This window comes from Solibacillus sp. FSL R5-0449, assembly GCF_037975215.1.
Taxonomy (GTDB): Bacteria; Bacillota; Bacilli; order Bacillales_A; family Planococcaceae; genus Solibacillus.
The window spans coordinates 3066810-3088669 of sequence record NZ_CP150239.1 but is presented as its reverse complement, the minus strand read 5'-3'; the positions used below and the strand labels follow the sequence as shown (position 1 = coordinate 3088669).

24 protein-coding genes are annotated in these 21860 nt (G+C 38.4%); 16 read left to right on the top strand and 8 right to left on the bottom strand.

Features of this window, described 5'->3' with window-relative positions:
- Positions 1-154 precede the first annotated feature (154 nt).
- Positions 155-331 carry a DUF2642 domain-containing protein gene (locus MKY27_RS15520; RefSeq protein WP_339196162.1) on the top strand — a complete coding sequence of 59 codons (177 nt, stop codon included), beginning with the start codon at positions 155-157 and terminating at the stop codon, positions 329-331.
- A 17-nt stretch (positions 332-348) separates the two neighbouring features.
- Positions 349-561, top strand: coding sequence for a hypothetical protein (locus tag MKY27_RS15515; RefSeq protein ID WP_339196160.1), 213 nt, complete (start codon positions 349-351; stop codon positions 559-561).
- Between the two features lie 194 nt (positions 562-755).
- On the opposite strand, the gene MKY27_RS15510 is transcribed toward MKY27_RS15515, so the two are convergent.
- Together MKY27_RS15510 and hpaB are read right to left on the bottom strand one after the other, a co-directional pair.
- Complete coding sequence (locus MKY27_RS15510) at positions 756-881, bottom strand: hypothetical protein (protein WP_285848938.1); 126 nt, start codon at positions 879-881, stop codon at positions 756-758.
- Positions 882-976: 95 nt separating this feature from the next.
- On the bottom strand, positions 977-2419 hold the full coding sequence (gene hpaB, locus MKY27_RS15505) for a 4-hydroxyphenylacetate 3-monooxygenase, oxygenase component (RefSeq protein WP_339196158.1): 1443 nt from the start codon (positions 2417-2419) through the stop codon (positions 977-979).
- Positions 2420-2971: 552 nt separating this feature from the next.
- Between hpaB and MKY27_RS15500 the strand changes: the two genes are divergently transcribed.
- The gene (locus tag MKY27_RS15500) at positions 2972-3826 is read left to right on the top strand and encodes a malate synthase (RefSeq protein WP_339173719.1); all 855 of its coding nucleotides are present in this window, start codon (positions 2972-2974) and stop codon (positions 3824-3826) included.
- Between the two features lie 63 nt (positions 3827-3889).
- Here the strand turns inward: MKY27_RS15500 and MKY27_RS15495 are convergent, their stop codons facing one another.
- Positions 3890-4330, bottom strand: a complete 441-nt coding sequence (locus MKY27_RS15495) for a YtoQ family protein (protein WP_339196156.1) — start codon at positions 4328-4330, stop codon at positions 3890-3892.
- Between the two features lie 164 nt (positions 4331-4494).
- Here MKY27_RS15495 and nadX point away from each other — a divergent pair, with 164 nt between their 5' ends.
- Together nadX and MKY27_RS15485 are read left to right on the top strand one after the other, a co-directional pair.
- Positions 4495-5271 (top strand): aspartate dehydrogenase, encoded by a 777-nt coding sequence (nadX, locus tag MKY27_RS15490; protein ID WP_339196154.1) that lies wholly within the window; start codon positions 4495-4497, stop codon positions 5269-5271.
- A 147-nt stretch (positions 5272-5418) separates the two neighbouring features.
- Positions 5419-6387: a tRNA-dihydrouridine synthase gene (locus MKY27_RS15485; protein ID WP_339196152.1), complete on the top strand. Its 969-nt coding sequence runs from the start codon at positions 5419-5421 to the stop codon at positions 6385-6387.
- Positions 6388-6444: 57 nt separating this feature from the next.
- On the opposite strand, the gene MKY27_RS15480 is transcribed toward MKY27_RS15485, so the two are convergent.
- Both MKY27_RS15480 and MKY27_RS15475 read right to left on the bottom strand, forming a co-directional pair.
- Entirely contained in the window at positions 6445-7329 is an 885-nt protein-coding gene (locus tag MKY27_RS15480; RefSeq protein WP_339196150.1) for a patatin-like phospholipase family protein, read from the bottom strand.
- A 315-nt stretch (positions 7330-7644) separates the two neighbouring features.
- Positions 7645-7890, bottom strand: a complete 246-nt coding sequence (locus tag MKY27_RS15475; RefSeq protein WP_339196148.1) for a hypothetical protein — start codon at positions 7888-7890, stop codon at positions 7645-7647.
- A gap of 228 nt (positions 7891-8118) precedes the next feature.
- Here MKY27_RS15475 and MKY27_RS15470 point away from each other — a divergent pair, with 228 nt between their 5' ends.
- Entirely contained in the window at positions 8119-9516 is a 1398-nt protein-coding gene (locus MKY27_RS15470; protein ID WP_339196146.1) for a hypothetical protein, read from the top strand.
- Positions 9517-9621: 105 nt separating this feature from the next.
- Here the strand turns inward: MKY27_RS15470 and MKY27_RS15465 are convergent, their stop codons facing one another.
- The gene (locus MKY27_RS15465; protein WP_079523782.1) at positions 9622-10182 is read right to left on the bottom strand and encodes a DUF3298 and DUF4163 domain-containing protein; all 561 of its coding nucleotides are present in this window, start codon (positions 10180-10182) and stop codon (positions 9622-9624) included.
- A gap of 248 nt (positions 10183-10430) precedes the next feature.
- On the opposite strand from MKY27_RS15465, the gene MKY27_RS15460 reads away from it, so the two are divergent.
- Together MKY27_RS15460 and MKY27_RS15455 are read left to right on the top strand one after the other, a co-directional pair.
- On the top strand, positions 10431-11687 hold the full coding sequence (locus MKY27_RS15460) for an MFS transporter (protein WP_339173700.1): 1257 nt from the start codon (positions 10431-10433) through the stop codon (positions 11685-11687).
- Between the two features lie 68 nt (positions 11688-11755).
- A complete protein-coding gene (locus MKY27_RS15455) occupies positions 11756-11995 on the top strand; it encodes a hypothetical protein (RefSeq protein WP_339176681.1) in 240 nt (79 codons plus the stop codon).
- 68 nt (positions 11996-12063) lie between these two features.
- Here MKY27_RS15455 and MKY27_RS15450 read toward each other — a convergent pair whose 3' ends face one another.
- Positions 12064-12375 carry a DUF1540 domain-containing protein gene (locus MKY27_RS15450; protein WP_339196145.1) on the bottom strand — a complete coding sequence of 104 codons (312 nt, stop codon included), beginning with the start codon at positions 12373-12375 and terminating at the stop codon, positions 12064-12066.
- Between the two features lie 216 nt (positions 12376-12591).
- Between MKY27_RS15450 and MKY27_RS15445 the strand changes: the two genes are divergently transcribed.
- The 3 genes from MKY27_RS15445 (at position 12592) to MKY27_RS15435 (ending at position 15857) form a co-directional block, all read left to right on the top strand.
- Positions 12592-14079 (top strand): long-chain fatty acid--CoA ligase, encoded by a 1488-nt coding sequence (locus MKY27_RS15445; RefSeq protein WP_339196143.1) that lies wholly within the window; start codon positions 12592-12594, stop codon positions 14077-14079.
- 158 nt (positions 14080-14237) lie between these two features.
- The gene (locus MKY27_RS15440) at positions 14238-14735 is read left to right on the top strand and encodes a DUF1456 family protein (RefSeq protein WP_339173694.1); all 498 of its coding nucleotides are present in this window, start codon (positions 14238-14240) and stop codon (positions 14733-14735) included.
- Between the two features lie 222 nt (positions 14736-14957).
- Positions 14958-15857, top strand: coding sequence for a radical SAM/SPASM domain-containing protein (locus MKY27_RS15435; RefSeq protein WP_339196141.1), 900 nt, complete (start codon positions 14958-14960; stop codon positions 15855-15857).
- 52 nt (positions 15858-15909) lie between these two features.
- Here the strand turns inward: MKY27_RS15435 and MKY27_RS15430 are convergent, their stop codons facing one another.
- Positions 15910-16485 (bottom strand): metallophosphoesterase family protein, encoded by a 576-nt coding sequence (locus MKY27_RS15430; protein ID WP_339173692.1) that lies wholly within the window; start codon positions 16483-16485, stop codon positions 15910-15912.
- 211 nt (positions 16486-16696) lie between these two features.
- Here MKY27_RS15430 and MKY27_RS15425 point away from each other — a divergent pair, with 211 nt between their 5' ends.
- From MKY27_RS15425 to MKY27_RS15405, 5 genes are all read left to right on the top strand, one after another.
- On the top strand, positions 16697-17542 hold the full coding sequence (locus MKY27_RS15425; RefSeq protein WP_339173691.1) for a MurR/RpiR family transcriptional regulator: 846 nt from the start codon (positions 16697-16699) through the stop codon (positions 17540-17542).
- 57 nt (positions 17543-17599) lie between these two features.
- Positions 17600-19000, top strand: a complete 1401-nt coding sequence (locus MKY27_RS15420) for an extracellular solute-binding protein (protein ID WP_339196139.1) — start codon at positions 17600-17602, stop codon at positions 18998-19000.
- A 79-nt stretch (positions 19001-19079) separates the two neighbouring features.
- The gene (locus tag MKY27_RS15415) at positions 19080-19973 is read left to right on the top strand and encodes a sugar ABC transporter permease (RefSeq protein ID WP_339173689.1); all 894 of its coding nucleotides are present in this window, start codon (positions 19080-19082) and stop codon (positions 19971-19973) included.
- A 13-nt stretch (positions 19974-19986) separates the two neighbouring features.
- A complete protein-coding gene (locus MKY27_RS15410) occupies positions 19987-20811 on the top strand; it encodes a carbohydrate ABC transporter permease (protein ID WP_339173688.1) in 825 nt (274 codons plus the stop codon).
- Between the two features lie 10 nt (positions 20812-20821).
- Positions 20822-21853 carry a serine hydrolase domain-containing protein gene (locus tag MKY27_RS15405; protein WP_339196138.1) on the top strand — a complete coding sequence of 344 codons (1032 nt, stop codon included), beginning with the start codon at positions 20822-20824 and terminating at the stop codon, positions 21851-21853.
- Positions 21854-21860 lie beyond the last annotated feature (7 nt).

The window sequence follows — 21860 nt, the reverse complement described above, 5'->3', positions numbered from 1 at the left end:
TTCTCACCTCAGTAGTATGATATGAATCTTATTTCACAATAATTGTGCGACATAATTAGATTTTTTTGGGAATCTTGAAAAATAGAATAATTACCCAAACAAGTTTCTCCGGCAAACATATCCTTTTAACATAACATCATAAAGGGGGGTAAATATGTGGCAATTACGTAATATTCTCGAAACTTTAAAAGGATCGAGTCTCACAGTTGCAACGGAGTATGGAAAAGTCACGGGTACTTTATTAGAAGTAAACTTTGACTATATAACACTTTCTTCAGGCACGAATTTTCTGTATATTCCGGTAACGAGTATTAAAAATATAGCTTACTAAAAAAGGAGGGGATTAGATTGAATAGCATTTTGTATATTCAGCTTTTGAGGTTATTAAACCAAGAAATAACTGTTGCAGTTGGTGAGGAACTTATTACCGGAACACTGGAATCGGTAAATCAAGATTTACTGACTTTAATAGAATCTACAGACACGTATGAAAGAGAAACTACAACAAGAATTATCGTTTTAGAGCAAATCAGTTATATTCAAGTACCGATGTTTGGTTAAGCGCGTAAGTGATGAGGCAATGGACGAAGTAGACTATGAAGAAAAATACAATCAGAATTGGGACAAGCACCCTAAAGGGATAGCTTTGAAAAACGCAAAAAATATCACTTTTTTCCTTAGAGAAAAGTGATATTTTTTATATTAAATTGTCTTTGCATTCGGAAGTATCATTATATAGCAATAAGTCAAATTAATTAAAGAGGTCTGCCGCCTTCATTTTCCCAGCGGTTCATATCGCTGCTTTCATCAATTGCATCTTCGTCAAATGGATGGGAATTTGTACATGCCACAATAGAGCTCACCATTTTCAGCAATGTCATTTTAATATCATCCTTTTTGATTATCGTTCTACTCTAGTATATGCGGCAGTGAAAGATTAGTGCGGTTCCCAATGAGGCATAAAGCGTCAACGTTCTTAATTTTTCTTGAGGAAAGTATAGATTGCCTCTACAAATTCTTTTTTAGGATACGTAAAATATAATTCGGTCGCTAACCGAACCGTATCACCGAAGAAGAAACGTTCGTATTGTGTTTGCCTCGTACCAAATGAACTCATCGTCAAATCCCAAGCTAACCGGAATATTTTCACCCGTTCTTCAGCAGGTTTAGTTGCGGCTTGAAGATATTGATCCAAATCGGCTCTGATGGGGGAGTGAAATGCCTTTTCTGTTGGTAGTGTTATTATTCCGCTTGCACCGATAAGCTGGATAATTTCAGTGAGCCGTGGATAAATCTTCGAAAACGTATAACCGGCAACTTTTAATGGGAAAATTGCTGGTCGCAAATAGCCATATTCATCAAGTGCTGCATCATTCTCCGATTTCTCCAATAATGCCTTCATTGTTTCCAATCCTGCAATAATTTCTGTCATCTTTTCATGGATATGCTGATATTCATATACTTTGATCGTTTCGATGAGAAGTTCGGCAATTCCTAATATAAATTCCGTTTTCACAATTTGCCTGATTAAAACTTGATACTTGGCAAAATGATTAAAGGCACTGTGAATAAGGAATTTTTCTGCAACCTCCACATTGTTATAAAAAAAGACCCGTTCCCATGGCACTAAAACATTGTCAAACACAACGATGGAATCCATTTCTTCATATTTTGAACTTAAAGGATGGTCAAATGCAGACTCTCCGCCTATAAAGGAATCTCTGCAAATGAATTTTAATCCTTTCGTATTCGATGGGACCGCAAATGAAAAAGTTTCATCTTCGCCGAATACAAGCTTACCGACATTAAATACAAACACTTCATCAGTTAAACCGCCTTGTGTCGCTAACAGACGTGCACCTTTTATAATAAGGCCATCTTCAGTCTCCGCGACAACCTTTGCAGAAATCGGTTCATTCGTATTTTCAATATAACTTTGAGAACGATTAACTTGAGGTGTAATAAATGTATGGGTAAGAGATAGATCATTTTCCCTGACCATTTCAAAAAATGTCCGGAGATTATCTGGGAAACAGTTTTCCTCGTCTTCAAGAAGTGCTGCAGATGAGGTGAACCCCATTAAGACAGAATTCAAATAATCGGGACTTCTACCTAGAATTCCATGTGTATGTTTCGCCCAATGCTCCATCATTTTTCGCCGTTTTATTAAATCCTCTTTCGTTTTAGGCATCAAATATGAAAGGCCGACACGTTTTCCTGAAAGGGGGGATACGAAAGTCATTTCATCAATTATTGTAGGGTCATGCTGTAAATCGTAGAGGGAAGCTTTCGTCTGAATAAGACCTTTAAATACGGGATGTTCAGATAACGGCCCTTCCACCTTTTCTCCGTCCAGCCATATTTCATTATTCAACGAATTTAATCGGTTAATATAACTTTCACCATTAATTGCACCCATTCATCCACTCCTTAAGATTCATGATGATCGTCCAGCCATTTACTTACTTATATGCAAGTACAGGATTGAACTAAAACAAGGCATGTTTATATATACGCAACATATGTGAAGTCTGACAGTAAAGTGCTTTGTGACGAGTAAATTTTAAAAAGGAGGCTAAGAGGGGTGGGTCATTCTTTTTGTGAAGAAACAAAAAAACACCCATTTCGGACGTGTATTTACACAGTCAAAACGGATGTCTACTATAATTTTAATGGATAAATATTTTAGTTGACTTAGAGCAAAATTTCATTTTAACCTAACGGAAAATAAAATGTCAATAAATTTTTTGTATTTTTTGATAAAAAATGTTATAATGGTCTTACAATTGTTTTCGGTGCGTATTATGTATTTCTTTGTACTTTTTTATTCACTATAAAGGATGCGTTTATATGTACTTTTTTTATTCAAGAGAGCAAAAATTTTAACAGTTGTCAAAGCTCTAAACGGGGTTAATTATTGACCGGCAATTGAACGTAACTGTGTTTTTATTTTACAAGGAGGATTTAAATAATGAATCTAATCAATAAAAAAGTTACACATAAGCATTTCGGAATGGGTAGTATCGTTAAACAGAATGAATCTAGTATTGAAATACATTTTGCATCGGAAAGTAAAAAATTCGTTTTCCCTGATGTATTTGGAAAGCACTTAGTACTTCACGATAAAGATGATGTGCAAACACTCGAAAAAATTATTCAGAAAAAAGAATTAGAACGAAGAGAAGAAGAGTGGCAAAAAGAAGAGAATTTAAAACTCCAACGTAAAAACCAGGAAATTCGTTTAATACATGAAAAACATATGAAAAATTTCAAGCTTCACCCAGAGTCACAATTAGTTTTTTGGTGTGATGATGAAGAAAAACGAACTGCCTTTTCAGATTGGAAGGTTTTTTCGGGATTAACGAAAAGCGGTGTAAATAAAGGGAAGCCTGTAAAACCGATTCGCCTGCATTTAAACAGTGCTGTTTTGTTAACGGCAGTAGATGAAAATTCTTCTGAAAAAGAACGACGTATTTTAGGTATGTATATGGTAGAGGAGAACTTTATCGGGAAATTGAGTGAAGATGGCTATATTCCGGCACATTCAAAGTACCGAATTGAACTGACTGAAGAGGAAGCAGAGAAGATGCTGTTCTGGAACTATTACGTAAACGAAAAGTTCACTCATAAAATGACATGGAATACTGGTAAACATCGCTATTTCAACAATTTATGGATGGCTCAAATTTTACGTGATATCATCTCCTTGAAAACAGATCCTCAGGAAAAAGAGCTTGCTCAGCAATTCTTCACACATTTCTGTAAAATGAATGATATAACAGCAAGTGAATTGCCACAGCCTAATGGTGCCTTGAAGCGTATATAAATTATATAAAAAGAACGAATTCCAAGGGATTCGTTCTTTTTTGTCGTGTACATTGCTATTGCTTTAATCAAATATATAGCGGATAACTTCCATTGCCTGATCAACAGTTTCCACCGTTACATTTGCTTTATTGGATAGCTCTTTTAAAGGGTGAATTAAAGACTCGGGACGGATGATGATTGTCGGTTTGTCCATTGCAATTGCTGTACTTACATCCATAGCGGTATTCCATTGTTTATATTTCTCTCCGAATAATGCAATGACGATATCCGCTTTCTGCATTAATACCTGAGTCCGGAAATTATTAATATCAGAAGCAGCATTGTCCTTATAATATGCTGATGGCTGGATTCCTAAAATTTCCTCGCCGATATTGTCTGAACGGTCATGGTCTGTCTGCGGTGCTACAAAGTGTAAAGGCAGATTTTTTTCCTTAGCCTTTTGTGCAACTTCTTCCCGCCAATTATCATGAATTTGTCCTGCTAAATAAACTGTTAGTTCCATACGAATGCCTCCTCTTATTTTTGCCTTATATTCATACTAACGAATTCACTTATATAATTGAAGTAAACCCTCTGATAAAAGGATGGGAGAATGCATTGCTGAAATTATGATATGGTTGTAGAAGAGTGCAATAGAAAATAAATAATGATTTATAGGAGGTACATATGAAAGTCGGTTTAATTGGCGCGGGTGCAATAGCTCATTTTCTTTTGGAAGAAATTAATGAAAAGCAGCTAGAAAACTTGCGGATCACAAGCGTCTTTGTAAGAGATAAGGAAAAGCATCAATTGCTAGAATCCAATTATGGTGTAAAGCTGTACACGGAAATAGATGCATTTTTAGAATCGGAAATTGATATAGTTGTGGAGGCCGCAAATATTGAAGCGGTGCATACATTGCTTCCGGCTGCAATCAGAAAAATAGATGTTGTCGTGATTAGTATTGGTGCATTAGCGGATGAAGAGCTGTTGACATCGCTAAACAACTTAGCGAATGAATACAACAGGAAACTTTACTTGCCATCAGGTGCAGTCGGCGGATTGGATTTACTGCAAAATGCACATGCGCTTGGTACAGTTACATCCGTTGAGCTAACAACACGCAAACCAGCGAGTTCTTTAGTTGATGAAACACTCGAGGAAGCGAAAGTAATCTTTAAAGGGAATGCGGCAGAAGCGATTAGACGTTATCCGAAAAATATGAATGTATCGATTGTGCTTGCAATGGCGAGTATTGGGTTTGACGAAACGAAAGTAACATTAGTGGCGGATCCGGAAATTGATAAAAATATTCACCAAATTGAAGTGACAGGGGACTTTGGAGAGGCAACATTTACTATTACGAATAATCCGCTTCCAGCAAATCCGAAAACGAGTTACTTAGCAGCGATGAGTATTTTAGGAACGCTAAAAAGGATAAACTGCAAGCTGCTAATCGGTTGATGGAACAAATAATTATTCTATTTATTAAAAGACTGCTTTTTAAATCATCTGCTTTTACTTTTCTGCACTATTTACGCTAATATTGTTAGAGGAAATTTAAAAGTAATAACGATGATTGTTTGTAATGAGAGGAATTGAACTTAACATATGAAAGAGAATTTTTGGCAGGAGCTACCGAAACCATTTTTTGTACTCGCGCCGATGGAAGATGTAACAGATTTAGTATTTCGCCATGTAGTAGCTGAAGCAGGAAGACCGGATGTATTCTTTACGGAGTTTACTAACTCTGAAAGTTACTGTCATCCTGATGGAATCAAAAGTGTCCGCGGTCGTTTAACATTTACAGAAGATGAACAGCCGATCGTTGCACATATTTGGGGAGACAACCCTGAAAACTTCCGCAAGATGAGCATTGGTATGGCAGAATTAGGCTTCAAGGGAATTGATATTAATATGGGTTGCCCGGTACCGAATGTTGCAGGCCGAGGCAAAGGCAGCGGTCTGATTTTGCGTCCGGATGTGGCAGCAGAGTTAATAGAAGCTGCTAAAGCAGGTGGTTTGCCAGTCAGCGTGAAAACACGACTTGGTTATAAAGAAATCGACGAGTGGAAAGAGTGGCTTACTCATATTTTAAAACAGGATATTGCAAACCTTTCCATTCATTTACGCACACGAAAAGAAATGAGTGCCGTTGATGCACATTGGGAGCTTATCCCGGAAATTAAAGCGTTGCGTGATGAGATTGCTCCAAATACACTGTTAACAATTAACGGTGATATTCCGGACCGTCAAGTTGGTTTAGAGCTTGCAGAAAAGTACGGAATTGACGGAGTAATGATTGGACGCGGTATTTTCAAAAATCCGTTCGCTTTTGAAAAGGAGCCAAAGGAGCACAGTCCTGAGGAGTATCTTGACCTTCTGAAACTGCAGCTTGATCTGCAGGACAAGTATGCCGAAGAACTTCCGCGTTCAATGTCAGGACTACACCGCTTTTTCAAAATTTATGTAAAAGGCTTCCGAGGTGCCGGCGAACTGAGAAACCAGTTGATGAATACAAAATCTACCGACGAAGTGCGTGCATTGCTTAATAGCTTTGAATTAAATAAAGAAGAATAAAAGGCAGGCATGATTCCGATAGATGGAATCATGCCTTTTTGCTAGTATTGAAGGTTTTTACCAAATGGGTGACCATGTTTTTAAAAATTGAGTAGTCCGCTCTTTTCCGATGCCCATCAATTTATTTTTAGTCGCCTCATCTAAATCAAATTGGGTTGCACTATATTCTTCAACCGGTATAAAGATAATATCTTTCTCGTGTCTACGGGAAATATAACGGTTATCATGTGCAGTTTGCATTGTACTAAATAGCGCTTCAAAAAGTTGAATCCCATTATTAATATCATGAGGCTTCATATCCTCGCTTGAACTACTAAGTTTCATACCAAGAACTGGCCGCTCTTTATTTCCATTATCGTAAATCCACATTGGAAAATTACTCAAAACCCCACCATCTACAATAACAGACTCGCTTTTCCCGTTTTTTAGATAGACAGGCTCAAAGAAAAATGGAAGACCGCAGCTCATCCGTAATGCGCGGGAAACCGGAAAAGTATTTGGATCGATATTATAGTGATGCAAATCATCGGGGAGTACTAAAATCTTGCCGTTCGTTAAATCGGAAGCAACTAGTTTTAAAATACCTTTTGGTAAATCTCCGAATGTGTAGATACCTTTTGTCGCCAGTTTCTCGAGAAACCAGTTTTCCAGAGATTTACCGCGATACAATCCCAATCTTTTATATAAATTAAGCCATTTTAAAAATGGAAGTTCGATTATAAATTTCGGGGGATCGAGTAAAACTTTTAAATTCAGTTCGTCAAAAATTTCCTCCAGTTCTTTCGTGTTAAATCCTGCCGCGATAAAGGTGGCTAATATAGCACCCGCACTCGTGCCGGCAACACGCTCGAATTTAACGCCCCTTTCTTCAAGCACCTGAATGGCCCCTACATATGCAAAACCTTTAATACCGCCGCCTGAAAAAACCCCGTCTACAATCATCCGTTCTCTCCTTTCTTTTATAATAATTCCGTCAAATACAATGAACAGGTAGAATTTGAAAGTTTAGTACACTGAAACGATACTTAAATTTGTCGTTATAACAGTATATGTTGGTAAAAATAAAATGGGTTTATTAATTAAGGAAGAAAGTGAAGGAATACTTTATTTATTGGTGTAATTCTTATTTGGGGATAAATGGTTTGTTGTTAACAGATGATGGACATCAGCGTTTCGGGGGCGTGAAGAGTATGGCGACAATATATATTCGTTATTTTTGACTAGCGCATGTCCGAAACTTTATTTCGGACATGCTTTTTACTGTTCCTGTATAAACAGGACCCGCTCAAAGCTGCACTCTTTGCAAACGAGTATATGCGGGCATATCTCGTCTTTAGCGGTATTTGGATAGCCGTCAAAAAGCTTAATAGTATTTTCATCATTATAATGTCCGTATGGATCTGAATAATCGGCTACCTTTCCTCCATCCTGCAGCGGACTGTTACAAGTCGGACAATCCATACTGACTTTTTCTAATGCATTGCATAACGGGCAAATCGCCATAAGTACACCTCTATTTTTATTGTTTATATGTAATATGTCTCTTTCCTGCCCATAAATAAACGTAAATGATCAATGAAGTTATTTTTAGAATGGGCTTACTAACATTGGGCCATGATTTATAGAATCTAGGCGAATAACATAAAAACTAAAAAAATATATATTGTTACTAGGCGCTCACAACCTCTCTTTTCTCCCCATATGCTAAGTAAAAAGGAAAAGAGGTAGAGTATGGGGATTGAAATAACAGCTCTCCACTGGATCTATGTTGTTTTCATCATGCTGATCATTATCTTTATGGTGAGGCGTCTGGATACAACATTGATTAGTATTGTCGGGATTTTCGTTATTGCTTTCGTCGCGACAGGGGATTTTGTTTCTTCAATTGGCGGGGTTTTTAATAGCTTTATTTATGCAATAACCGAACTTTTATCTACTATTTTAATTATTTCAATTATCGTTGCGATGAGCCGGGTACTAACTAAAACGGGAATAAATGAAGTAATGATCGCCCCTTTTACAAAGATTATTAAAAACCCGACACTAGGATTTTGGACAATCGGGATATTAATGATGATTATTTCCTGGTTTTTCTGGCCATCACCTGCAGTAGCGCTGCTTGGAGCTGTTTTATTACCTGTAGCAATAAGGGCAGGGCTGCCGGCATTAGGTGTGGCTATGGCAATGAACTTATTCGGTCACGGGATTGCGTTATCCAGTGATTTTATTATTCAAGGTGCACCGAAGCTAACGGCTGATGCCGCCGGACTTCCTGTAGGAGATGTCATATCGGCAAGTATTCCTCTTGTCATAACGATGGGGGTTGTGACGACAGCTGTAGCATTTTACTTTTTGAAACGCGATATGAAGCGCGGCACTATTCCTTTAGTCGGAACGTATGATAATAGTACAGAGCAAGAGCTGGAGCAAACGGAAAATCTATTATCGATGACTCAGAAAAAAATTTTCGCCATTTTAATTCCGGTCGCCTTTGTACTGGATGTAGTTGCAATGGCTATTTTCGACCTCCAAGGGGGAGACGCAACAGCGCTAGTAGGAGGCACTTCTGTATTTATCCTGCTGATTCTTTGCGTGATTGCTTATAAAAAGAAAGGTCTCGACGAAACGACAAGCTATTTTATTAAAGGGTTCCAGTTTGCTTTTAAAGTATTTGGGCCGGTTATCCCGATTGCGGCATTTTTCTATTTAGGGGACGCGGGTTTCCTTACAATTCTCGGTAATCATCTGCCTGAAACGTCACATGGTATTGTGAATGACCTTGGTATGGGACTTGCGGCGCTTGTCCCGTTAACAACGGAAATTGCAGTCGTGACATTGACAGGTGTTGGGGCAATTACAGGACTGGACGGATCCGGATTTTCAGGGATTTCTCTAGTCGGATCACTAGGAAATTTATTTGGTACTGCAATTGGGGAAGGGACGGCTACATTGACTGCTCTTGGTCAAATTGCGGCCATTTGGGTAGGTGGCGGGACACTTGTTCCATGGGCGCTAATTCCTGCGGCAGCCATTTGTAATGTTAGCCCGTTTGAGCTTGCACGAAGAAATCTTGTACCGGTAATCATCGGTTTAATCGTGACGACGATTGTAGCGCTTTTCATTATTTAACATTGGAAAGGGACGTATAAAATATTCACTTGGCAATCCATTACAAGTATGAAAAAGAATGTACTATATTTTGAACTGAAAAATATAGTACATTTTCAATTAACATTAACCGTTAGTCGCCAATCTGCCGAGCGGCCCGGATTCATCAATAATATCTGCCAAATCAAAAACAGAAATCGGAAACATTGGAAGACCTACAACATATGGAGTAATCTCGTATAACTGAAAATAAATTACGAGTGTTTTATCTGCAATATAGAAATCCTGATCCGGACTTATACCCGGAAAATCACCTAATGTAGGGAGATCCCGCTCTTGTATTTGAATATCGACAAGCGCAGAAAGTCTTCTTACATAATTGGCGCCAGGTTTAAATAAATCCTTGAGTGTACATAGCTTCTTTTTTTCTATATCAAATGTCAGTGATTCAATTGTCGTCATCCCGTGTGCGGCCTTTTCATGATACGTATAATTGGATAGGCTCAAGCTTAATACTTGCCGCTGATTATTTTTTATTTCATATAGCCCGAGCATTTCTTCTACAGTTGTCGGCATATCGCCAACTTGCTGTGCAATCTGTTTTTTTACTAGCTCCTTAATCGCCTCATTCATCTCATTTTCCCATGAATGATCCCACTTGTAAGTAACATGGGGATAATATACCAACTGATTCGGTCCATAATCTAATCGAACAGTACTAACCGGCATTGGACCAATTTGAAGAATAGTTTCACTTCCTTCACCGTTTTTTTGTTGAATAAAAACATGCAACTAACCCTGCATACTGTTATTTATATGTAGGGTATATAACTTTATGAAAGTGTTGGTCTCAAAAGATAAGGAGTAGAGTAATTTCATAAAATGAATATGAAATCCAAATGGTTAAAGAAAAACTTTTATGGGAGTAGTGATGATTGGAAAAACAAAATAGTAAGTACAGGTGGATAGTATTTGTTTCAGTATTGCTTACGTATTTATTGATGGCCAGTCAGCGGACAGCACCCGGTTTGATTACGGATCAGCTGATGCACGACTTTAATATTACTGCTACGACAATCGGTTTAATAACAGGGGTGCAGTTTTTTGTCTATACCAGTCTGCAAATACCAATGGGAATTTTGGCGGATCGGTTCGGTCCTAATTTCTTTCTTATTTGTGGTGCGGTCCTTACCGGAGTCGGGACAATAATTTACAGTGTTGGAACGCATGAGTCGGTATTATTTATTTCAAGGATTTTTACCGGAATAGGGGATGCGACAATTTGGGTCAATATGATGCTTATATTAGGCCAATGGTTTTATAAGAAGGAATTTGTCCGTTTAGTCGGTTTCGCCGGGATGACAGGCAGCTTAGGGTTCTTATTGGCAACTGTTCCATTTTCGGCTTGGATTGGACTTTTGGGATGGAGATGGGCATTTTTCTCGTTAGGACTTCTTGTAAGCATGTGCGGGATACTGCTATATATGATACTCATAAAACAGGCAAAAAGGATTTTTCCTCAAACTATGCCAGTAGTAACGGAGCCCGTTCAACGTGAAAAAACAGCTGGTATCGTGAAAAGGGTTTTTTCAAGCCGGCAAGCGTGGGCATTATTTTTATGCCACTTTGGAGTAGTTGGTGGATATGTCGGTTTTATCAGTTCATGGGCTGTGCCATATGGAATGGATCTTTACGAAATGAGCCGTTCCCAGGCGAGTCAGTTAATTATGGTTGGTCTAGTCGGAGCTATTATCGGAGCACCAGTTATAAGCTGGATTGCGAGTATGTATGAATCGATTAAAAAACCTTATATTGCGGTGCAATTGATTGTTTTTTCCAGCTGGTGTATGTTCCTTTTATTTCAAGGGTATCCATCTTTAGTTGGGCTCATCGTTCTTTTCTTCTTGATTGGTTTCGGATATGGGGCGAGTGCATTGACATTTGCTGCTGTGCGTCAGTCGTTCCCGATGACAGAATCCGGCATTGTATCGGGATTTGCCAATACAGGAGGTTTTTTAAGTGCTGTATTATTGCCGATTTTTTTAGGCGCAATTTTGGACTATGTTCAGGCAAGCTCATTAAATATACAGTCTGGTTATTTTTACGGCTTCATCATTCCGGTTCTGTTTTCTATAGTCGGTTTAATTGGAATTATGCTATACAAAGAAGTACGTGTTCCGGAAACATTGTAGATCTGATTAACTAATAGTTACATAAACAATTATTCATCGTACATCCTAATAGTTGAGGAGGTGGATGAATGAGCGAAAAAAATTTCACACAAGCAGGAACAGATGTTAATGAAGTCAAGCGTTTGAATGCCGCTTCAGGTCCTTCGTATAATGAAACACTTGCTATGCTTGCCAAAGAACAGGAAGTAAAGACGACTGATGAAATGCCGCTTCGCCCTTTAACGGAAAATCTGGAAGTCGACAGTGGTACTTACAAGGTTAATGAAGTGCCTGGCAATGGACAGTTAGGTGGTAACGGCCCGCATTAAATCATTAATAAAAAGGAAGCTGTCTAAATAAGTGGTATACACTTTCTAGACAGCTTCTTCAAAATTACTTAGTGACGCTTTTCTGCATCTTTTTTACAAATAAAGGTTTTGCAGCAAGTGTCGCTAGAAGACTTGGCTTCTTTTTGTTTAGGGGCTTGCAAATCAAAGTCAGAAGCAAATTCCGACCGCTCTTTTTTGTTGGTTATACTTTCCATATCGATTTCAATTTTTTCGGCCCCACAAAAATTCCCCTTAGCATGGAAAAAGCAATCTGATACAGTACATTTCACCTCTAAAGCTGGCATAGTTTTTCCTCCTCTTTGATTTAGCAATTGTGAAGTAAAAGGCGCATGATTGCTTTCCTTTTGTGTCTTCATCATTAATTTGTCCACTCTGAATGTTTTTATGTTCAAATAAAATGGATCAATTAGCTTTATTTGACAACTAGCTTATCCAAAATAAACCTTTATCATTCGCGGATTTTAAAATTTTCAAATAGGTGCTAAAAAATAAACAACAGAAAATATTGCATTAAGCAGCTTGAAATTGTTAAAATTTAGAATATTAAGATATTTGTATAATGAGGGGGATTTTAAATGACAGTTTTACAGGCATTAGTTGAACAAGCTCTGAAGACACCGAATGCAACGGCTATTCAATTTGAAAATGAAGTATGGTCATATGAAGAGCTTTTGAGTAACTCGCGAAAAATTGCTGGTTATCTGATCGTCAAAGGTTTTCAAAAAGATGATATAGTAGCAGAGTTTGCGCTCAATTCCCATTTATTTATGGCTGTCTATTATGGTGTGCAGCTCGCAGGCTTAACCGTAATGCCTGTAAATACAAAGCTGGCTCCTCCTGAAGTGGACTTTATTTTTAAGCATTCAGAGGCAAAAATTTTAGTATATGATGAAAAACTGCAAGCGACGATTGATCTTACGACACATGGTTTTCAGGAAATCCTTTCGCTTTCAAAAATTAAAGAAATTATTAATGGAAGTAGCGTTTCTTCAACATTGCCGCAGTTAGAGCTAGAAGACACGTCCGTTGTGATGTATACATCCGGAACGACAGGAAAACCAAAAGGGGTTATGCTTAGTCACCGGAATATTTTGGAGACAGCGCAAATCTGGTCAGACTCAATGAATATGACGAATGAGGACCGCATGTTTATTTGTACACCTTTATTCCACTGTGCAGGGAGCCATGTATTTGCGGTGCCGACAATTTATAAAGGGGGAGCAGTTCTTATAGAAGAAGCTTTTTCACCGGATCAGACATTGAAAAATCTAGTTGAAACAAAGGCTACTATTTTCTTTGGTGTGCCGGCGATGTATACAATTTTATTGAACAAACCTGAGCTGCAGTCCTATGATTTTAGTCAATTGCGACTGTTCTGCTATGGGGCGGCACCGATGCCGTATGAGCTTGTTAAGCGTCTGAAGGATACATTCCCGAATGTAAAAGTACAGAATTTGTACGGGCAAACGGAAAATACACCTGCAGCGAGTTCTTTGCTCGATGATGCAGCACTATTTAAGATCGGTTCAGTAGGTAAACCGTTAGCGCGGACTGAAATTCAGCTGCGTGATGCAAATGGAGATCTTGTGCCATTAGGAGAAGTCGGTGAAATTTGCGTAAAAGGTCCTCAAGTAATGAAGGGATATTTGCGCGCACCGGAGGAAACTGCAAAGTCGATTCAAGATGGCTGGCTGTATACAGGAGATTTAGGCCGTTTTGATGAGGAAGGCTATTTATATATTGTAGACCGTAAAAAGGATATGATTATCCGCGGCGGTGAAAACATTTACCCGATCGAAGTGGAGGCGGTACTTTACCAAATGCCTCAAATTCTAGAGGCTGCGGTCGTAGGAATCCCTCATGAAGTGTATGGTGAAGTTCCAAAGGCGTTTGTTGTATTGAAAGAAGGCCAACATTTAATAGAGCAGGACGTGCTGGACTATTGTATGACACAGCTTGCGAAGTATAAAGTTCCGTTTGAAGTCGACTTTATCGATCAATTGCCACGTAATGCTTCCGGCAAAGTACTGAAACATACGCTAAGACCAAAACAGACAATTTAAAATACGCGAGCCTCGTTTTTTTGTCGAGGCTTTTTTCATGATTAAAATAGGAGCCATTTTCCTATCCTTTATAAAAACGAGTCCTTAAAGAGTCCAGCTAACAAACCTGCCCTGTCGTCTGGTATAATAGGCGTTAGCAAAACATGATGGAGGCAATTATGGATAATAATGATATTTTAATCCGTGTACGATATGCATTGGATTTGAAAAATAGAGAAATGATCGAAATTTTTAAATTAGGCGGCGTTACGGTTTCACCGGAGGATATGCCGAAAATTTTAACGAAGTCTTTGGAAAAAGATGAGGAAGCACCTGCTGATTATGATCAGATGAAGGTGAATCATAAAAACTTAGAAGCGTTCTTTAATGGATTAATTACTTATAAACGTGGACCGATGCCGAAAAAAGAAGGGCAGCCAGCGCCAGTGCAGGAAAAACCGGACCATGTGAACAACATGTTGCTGAAAAAGCTGAAAGTGGCGTGCCAGCTGACAACAGAAGAGATGCTGGATGTGCTTGATGACGGTGGCATTGCTGTATCAAAAGGCGAGCTTGGTGCCATTATGCGTAAACCGGGTCACCGTAACTACAAAGAATGCGGCGACAACTTTGCCCGTAAATTCCTTAAAGGCCTATCTGTAAGGTACCGCGGATAAAAATACGAACTGCCTAGAATTTTTCATTTTCTAGGCGGTTTTTGTTTACTGCTGCTATGCGGCTCCCGCCAAAACCCACCGGTATCTCATAAGTACGTAAATAAGAAGGGTTGCTTAGTGAATTATCTTAAGTATACAAACACACAGCTTCCTTTTTACATAAGAAATTTGTTACAATGAGAAGTATTGTTTAGGATCAAAAAAAGGAATGGTGAACGAGCGTTGAAAACTTTTAAGAAAGTGTATATCGAAATTACAAGTGTATGTAATTTAGCATGCAGCTTTTGTCCACCTACAGAGCGAGCAAAAGGATTAATAAAGGTAGAGCAATTTGCTCATATTTTAGATGAAATTAGCGGCTATACAAAATATATATACCTACACGTAAAAGGGGAGCCATTATTGCATCCGCGCATCGGGCAGTTACTCGATATTGCCCATGAAAAAGGCTTTAAAGTGAATATTACGACAAACGGGACATTAATTAAAAAGAACCGTGAAAAGCTGCTGGGCAAACCGGCACTTAGACAAATAAATTTTTCACTTCATAGCTTTGATGGCCATGAAGGTTCTGAAAACCGTGAAAAGTACTTAGGTGATATTTTGGAATTTGTACGGGATGTACGAAAACATAATGTCATTATTTCTTACCGCTTATGGAATTTGCAGCGTAATAATGTTTCCGAGCTGGCAAACCGCAGAAACCGTGAAACACTTGAAATTCTTGAAAAAGAATATGGGCTTGACTATGAAATTCAAGAGCGCGTAGAAATGGGCTCAGGCGTAAAAATTGCGAAAAATATTTATTTAAACCAAGACCATGAATTCCGTTGGCCGAGCCTGCTTGAAAAAGCGGATGAGGGTAAAGGTTTCTGTCATGCATTGCGTACACATGCAGCTATTTTAGTAGACGGCTCTGTTGTACCTTGCTGTTTGGATGGCGAGGGTGTCATTAATTTAGGAAATGTCCACGATCAGAAGTTCGGCGACATTATTACTACAGACCGTGCGCAAAACTTAGTTGATGGTTTTTCGCGTCGTGAAGCAATTGAAGAGCTATGTAAAAAATGCGGTTTCCGCCAAAAGTTCGGCATGGATTCCGAGCTACCGGATGTTTTATAGTCCGTTATAATGAAAGATTAAAAAGGCTGTCCTGATTTGGGACAGCCTTTTCCTATTGTGCTTGCATAAATGTAACCGTCATTTCCTCGCTGTCATATAAACACCATTCTTTATTATCTACAACAGGACCGACATTAATCTGATATTGATTTTTTCCGACTGCCAATGGAATATCGTAAGGGACGGAGTGACGTAGCCCATCTTTATAGATCGCTGCTTCATGACTATGTCCAAAAAACAGTAATGGCGTTTCAATGTTCGGGAAGGTAGGATTGAATGTTTCATCCCATTCGAATTGGTGCCCATGAATTAAAGTGGCATGCTCAATTACAAGCGCATTTTCGTATTGCAGAAATCGCTCATCCCCTGTAACTAAAGCAATACGTTCTTCCTGATTCCCGATAATTGAAGGGAATGTTAAGAGGCTCATAAACCTTTCATCAATGATCGCAGCATCCTTTAGCTGTGCATGCCGAACCGTTTGAGCCTTTTTCTTGCCGATTTTACATTCAAACAAATCTCCTAATCCAATAATCTCTGCATTGGGCGCTACTTGTTGTATATGGTTTAATACCTTTTTCGTATTTTTATAATGCGAATGTAAGTCGCTCAAAATTGCGTATTTCATAAAGATTCACCACCGTATAATTGAATTTCTACAATATTATAGCAATAGTCAATTTACCAATAAAATAAAACATTTATCCCCTTTGATTTTCAGAAAATTTAAATAAAATCTTGACGACTAGCAAAATAGGTTTTATTATGAAGTTAAATTTCATATATTTTACATTAAAAAGGAAGTTTTACAACATTTTATCTGAGAGTAGGTTATAAACTTGGAAAATAGTATTGAAAGAATACGATCGGGGATGGAGTTGCTGAAACCTGCTGAAAGGAACGTGGCTTTATATATTTTAAATCATTTAGACGATGTCATTCGCATGCCGATTGCTGTGCTGGCTGAAAAAGCTAAAACAAGCGAAGCAACCATTGTGAGGATGTGCCGGGCATTAAACTTTTCCGGTTTCAAAGATTTAAAACTAAGTATTGCTTCAGCGCCTACTCTGGAAATTCCACACAACCACAACTTTGAATTAGAAAAAGATTCAACGATACTCCAAATGATACAGACGATTCAAATGCACAATATCGATGCAATCAAAAAAACGCTCATGATTAATGGCGAAAGAGAATTTGAAAAGATCATCCACAAAATTAACGATGCAAGAAAGATCATCTTTATTGGTATCGGCGCTTCAGCAATCGTTGCACAGGATTTCGAGCACAAATTGAAGCGGATCAATAAAAACTGCGAAACGATTTTTGATAGTCATGGTCAGCTTATTGCCGCAACTCACGCGACGAGTGAGGATGTTGTATTCGCAATCTCGTACTCGGGTGAAACGAAGGAAATTATAAACGCCCTTACAGTTGCAAAAGAAAATCAAGCAACGATTATTACAATGACACAAAATAAGCGAAATACAATAAAGAGCTTGGCAGACTATGCTCTTTACGTTGTCTCTAATGAAGCGGATATTCGTAGTTCGGCAACCGCATCACGCATCGCCCAACTGACATTAATTGATATTTTATATACAGGAATAGCAACACTAAACTATGATAACTCGATTATTGCGCTGAATCGCACACTCGAGGTAATTAAAGGTTTCTCTCGTTAATATCGGTGCTGACTATATTCATATAGTTAACATAATGAAAATGAAGGGGTGTAATGTATGTTTGTTATCAAAAACAGAAAGCAGACTTGGTTTTTAGTAGCATTAATGAGTTTAATGTTATTGCTCGTTGCGTGTTCGAATGACGAGGAATCAAACAGTGACAATGAAGGAAACAGCACTACTGAACAATCAACAGCGCCATCGGATAATACTTCTGGAGAAAATACAGGGGATGGTTTGTCAGGTACACTGGAAATTCAATATTTTGTTGGAGGATATGGTGATGGATGGTGGAAGCAGGTTATAGGAGACTTCCAAAAACAGAACCCGGATTTGGAAATTATAGAACATGCAGGTCCAAATATTAATACAGAGATGAACACACGCTGGATTTCCGAAACACCACCTGATGTCGTATACATCGATGGTGCTGGAGCTAGTGAAACACAAATGATCGCTGAAGGTCAGTTAATGGATATTAGTGAATTTGCAAAAGGAATTACACTTGAAAATGGTACACCATTATTAGATAGCTTTATTTCGCCAGCAGAAGAAGTAGATGGCGGGAAAATCTATAGTTTACCATTAGTATTCGATACTTGGGGAACTTGGTATGACACGAAGTGGTTCGAAGAAAACGGATGGGAAGTACCAACTGACTTTGACAGCTGGATCAGTTCTATGGAAAAAATTAAAGCCGATACAAAAATTGCGCCATTTGTAACGACTGGTCAACATACACAATACTTCCACCGTGGCGTATTGAATCCTGCATTTGCTGCAGCAGGCGGTGAAGAGTTATTAAATGATTTAAACAACGGTGTTATTGAAGCTTGGAAAAAACCTGAAACGCTTGAAGTGTTGAAGAAGGTAGAGAAAATTGCAAAAGCAGGCGTAATCGATAGCGGTTTTGCAGCTTACAATCATACGCAATCACAAATGAACTTCTTAATGCATAAAAATGCTTACATTCCAGTAGGTTTCTGGTTACCGAACGAAATGAAAAATGATACACCGGACAGTTTTGAGTTTGGTTTTACACCAACACCGATGAATGATCCAGGTCAGCCATTAGCGCTTGTACCGGATATTCGTACAATTGCAATTGCCGAAAAAGCGAAAAATCCGGAAGCTGCGAAAGCATTTTTAGAATTCATCTTTACGGAAGAATATGCACAGGCATTTGCTGAATCAACAGGTGCGATTATGAACATGAAAGACGTTGATTTATCTTCAAATACAAATGTTCAGGATTTCTTGAAAAATATTAATGAAATGATCAATAATCCAGGTGCTGTTCATACGTATAAACGTTATACACCAGATGCTGAACAGCAAAAAATTGCAGTTGAAATTACAAATGAAATTAAATTATTAATAATTGATATCTTACTTGGTGATATAACTGCTGAAGAATTCGTCGATAAGATGGTGAAAAAAGCAGAGGAACTAAACTAAGAAAATTAGGGGAAGAAAATGGGGTTGCTAAAAGCTTTTTAGCAACCTTATTTAATCAATAGAGAAAGGAGTATCGACAATGACATTTTCATCAAAAAGCAAATATTTGTTTTTAGCATTTTGTTTACTGCCGACGTTTCTGCTCTTTTTAATTTTTACTGTATATCCTATGTTAGGCGGTTTGTATTACTCATTTTTTGATTGGTCCGGAACAAGTGCCAATAAAACATTTGTCGGCTTAGATAATTATATTCGTCTATGGAATGACTCCATTATTGTGAAGGCGATCGTAAATGACTTTTTCTTCGTATTTGTAAAAGTCATTGGAATTATGACACTAGCTCTATTTTTTGCAGTGGCATTAACGCAGTTGAAAATTAAAGAAGCGCCATTTTACCGGATTGTATTTTTCTTTCCGAATATTATGTCCGTAGTAGTGATCGGGATTTTATGGCAGTTTATTTATGATCCGAACATGGGGATTGTAAACAGCCTATTAAATCAGGTCGGATTGACAGAATGGGCCCGCCCTTGGTTAGGGGATAAAACATGGGTGCTGCCTAGTATAGCGATTCCGGCAATTTGGGCAGGGATTGGATTATTTATGCTTCTTATTATGGGTGGTATTTCGAATGTACCGAAAAGTTTGTATGAAGCTGCAGATATTGATGGCGCATCCGAATGGCAGCAATTTTGGCATATTACGGTTCCGCTAGTTTGGCCGCAAATTAAAACATCGATTCTTTATATTATTATTACGTCTCTTAACGGTTCGTTTGTACTTGTGCAAGTAATGACAGGTGGTGGACCGGGTAGTGCTTCAGAAGTAATGGGGTCTTATTTATACCAGCGCGCATTTGAAGACTTCCAATTTGGCTATGGTGCAGCAATTGGTGTTCTCATCCTGGTCGTATCGCTCATTACTGTTCTTGTGTCACAGTTTATTTTGAAAAAAGAAAAAGTCGAATATTAACGGGGGGATTTAGATGAAAGTAGTTTCACAAATATTAGTACGTATCCCGTTAATCCTATGGGCGTTTATCGTAATCTTCCCATTAATATGGATGTTTATGGGTGCGTTTAAATCGAATGCAGAAATTTTCACGTCACCATGGTCAATGCCGACTGATTTTAGTTTTACAAATTTTGAACGCGCATGGAATGACTACAATATCGGGCGAGCATTTTTAAACAGTTTCTTTGTTACAGTACTTGGTTCTTTTTTAACACTTTTATTATCGATTCCAACAGCTTACGCATTGGAGCGTGTGCGTTCAAAATTTGGTGAAGTGCTGATCAATGTTTATTTGGCGTCAATGATGATTCCATCCGTTTTAGGTTGGATCCCGCTATTTTTCTTATTAATGAAGTTTAATTTACTGGATAACTTGTGGGCGTTATCACTTGTTTATGCGATTTCACATGTACCGTTTACGATTTTCATTCTCGTCGGGTTCATTGGAAATATTCCTAAAGAGCTGGAAGAAGCAGCGGTCGTCGATGGTATGAGTCCATATGGAATTCTATTTAAAATTGTGACACCACTCATCAAGTCGGGAATTATAACAGTTACAATTTTGAATGCCATTTCTTATTGGAATGAATTTTTCATGGCGTTAATCTTACTGCAAACAGAAAGTAAAAATACGTTAGGTGTTGCGATGAATTTACTGAAAATAGACGCACAGTATGATAGTGCATGGGGCGTACTATTTGCCGGGCTATGTATCGCTGTTATTCCAGTCATCATTTTCTATTCGATTTTCCAACGCCATATCGTAAAAGGTATGACAGAAGGGGCAATCAAATAGGAGGGGAATTATGTCTTTTTCACGAGTAGAAGAGTTTATTGAAACAGCGATCCAAAACAAAGAACTGCCTGGTGCAGTACTGGCTGTAGCAAATGCAAAAGATATTCTTTACTGCAAAGCATTCGGTGTGGCCCATACGGAACCAGAAATTCCAATGACGGAACAGACGATGTTTGATTGTGCTTCATTAACGAAGGTGACGGCAACGGCAAGCGCAGTTTTATTGTTGCTTGAGCAGGGTTTGATTGATTTGGATGATTCGATTGGCTACTACTTTCCGGAACTTAAGCTCATGCATGAAGAAGTCAGGGTTCGTCACTTATTAACACATACGAGCGGCTTTCAGGCTGAAATCAAGTTTTATAAAGAAGAAGTCGCATACGCGGATGTCATTGAACGAATAGCTCAGGAAACAGAACGGAAAAATGTTGAGCAGCAGGTGATCTATAGTGATGTGAACTATATTTTACTAGGAATGCTCATCGAAAAGGTTACAGGAATGTCATTAGCGGACTATGCCGGTAAAAATATTTTTCAGCCGCTACATATGCACAATACCGGATTTAATCCGTCTGCCCAGTTACAGGGAAAAATCGCTGCAACTGAATATCGTACTTATTTAAACAAACATCAGTGGGGTGAAGTGCATGATGAAAATGCACTGCATTTTGGCGGAGTAAGCGGACACGCCGGATTGTTTTCGACTGCTGAAGACTTGGCGAAGTTTGCTCAAGCTTTTATGAAAGATACCGATTCTATTTTTTACGAGCAGACTAAACAATTAGCGAAACAAAGTTTTACTAGGCAGCATGAGGAACAGCGTGGATTAGGGTGGCAATTATATTCAGCACCTTCATTTTCCGGTCAATACTTAAGGGATGGTTTTGGACATACCGGTTTCACAGGCACTTCAATTTGGATATCGGATGAGAAGCAATTAGCAATTATATTGTTAACAAATCGCGTTCATTTTGGACGCAGTTGTGAAATTCAACGGTTTCGGCGAATTGTGCATAACTTAATTGCACTTGAAAATGAATAGATAAGGT

Coding starts and splice junctions, on each gene's coding strand:
- MKY27_RS15520 (WP_339196162.1), top strand. CDS start 155: ATGTGGCAATTACGTAATATTCTCGAAACTTTAAAAGGATCGAGTCTC.
- MKY27_RS15410 (WP_339173688.1), top strand. CDS start 19,987: ATGAAAGTAGTTTCACAAATATTAGTACGTATCCCGTTAATCCTATGG.
- MKY27_RS15470 (WP_339196146.1), top strand. CDS start 8,119: ATGGGGATTGAAATAACAGCTCTCCACTGGATCTATGTTGTTTTCATC.
- MKY27_RS15430 (WP_339173692.1), bottom strand. CDS start 16,485: ATGAAATACGCAATTTTGAGCGACTTACATTCGCATTATAAAAATACG.
- MKY27_RS15405 (WP_339196138.1), top strand. CDS start 20,822: ATGTCTTTTTCACGAGTAGAAGAGTTTATTGAAACAGCGATCCAAAAC.
- MKY27_RS15450 (WP_339196145.1), bottom strand. CDS start 12,375: ATGATGAAGACACAAAAGGAAAGCAATCATGCGCCTTTTACTTCACAA.
- MKY27_RS15475 (WP_339196148.1), bottom strand. CDS start 7,890: ATGGCGATTTGCCCGTTATGCAATGCATTAGAAAAAGTCAGTATGGAT.
- MKY27_RS15510 (WP_285848938.1), bottom strand. CDS start 881: ATGACATTGCTGAAAATGGTGAGCTCTATTGTGGCATGTACAAATTCC.
- MKY27_RS15455 (WP_339176681.1), top strand. CDS start 11,756: ATGAGCGAAAAAAATTTCACACAAGCAGGAACAGATGTTAATGAAGTC.
- MKY27_RS15480 (WP_339196150.1), bottom strand. CDS start 7,329: ATGATTGTAGACGGGGTTTTTTCAGGCGGCGGTATTAAAGGTTTTGCA.
- MKY27_RS15415 (WP_339173689.1), top strand. CDS start 19,080: ATGACATTTTCATCAAAAAGCAAATATTTGTTTTTAGCATTTTGTTTA.
- MKY27_RS15420 (WP_339196139.1), top strand. CDS start 17,600: ATGTTTGTTATCAAAAACAGAAAGCAGACTTGGTTTTTAGTAGCATTA.
- MKY27_RS15485 (WP_339196152.1), top strand. CDS start 5,419: ATGAAAGAGAATTTTTGGCAGGAGCTACCGAAACCATTTTTTGTACTC.
- hpaB (WP_339196158.1), bottom strand. CDS start 2,419: ATGGGTGCAATTAATGGTGAAAGTTATATTAACCGATTAAATTCGTTG.
- MKY27_RS15500 (WP_339173719.1), top strand. CDS start 2,972: ATGAATCTAATCAATAAAAAAGTTACACATAAGCATTTCGGAATGGGT.
- MKY27_RS15445 (WP_339196143.1), top strand. CDS start 12,592: ATGACAGTTTTACAGGCATTAGTTGAACAAGCTCTGAAGACACCGAAT.
- MKY27_RS15440 (WP_339173694.1), top strand. CDS start 14,238: ATGGATAATAATGATATTTTAATCCGTGTACGATATGCATTGGATTTG.
- nadX (WP_339196154.1), top strand. CDS start 4,495: ATGAAAGTCGGTTTAATTGGCGCGGGTGCAATAGCTCATTTTCTTTTG.
- MKY27_RS15495 (WP_339196156.1), bottom strand. CDS start 4,330: ATGGAACTAACAGTTTATTTAGCAGGACAAATTCATGATAATTGGCGG.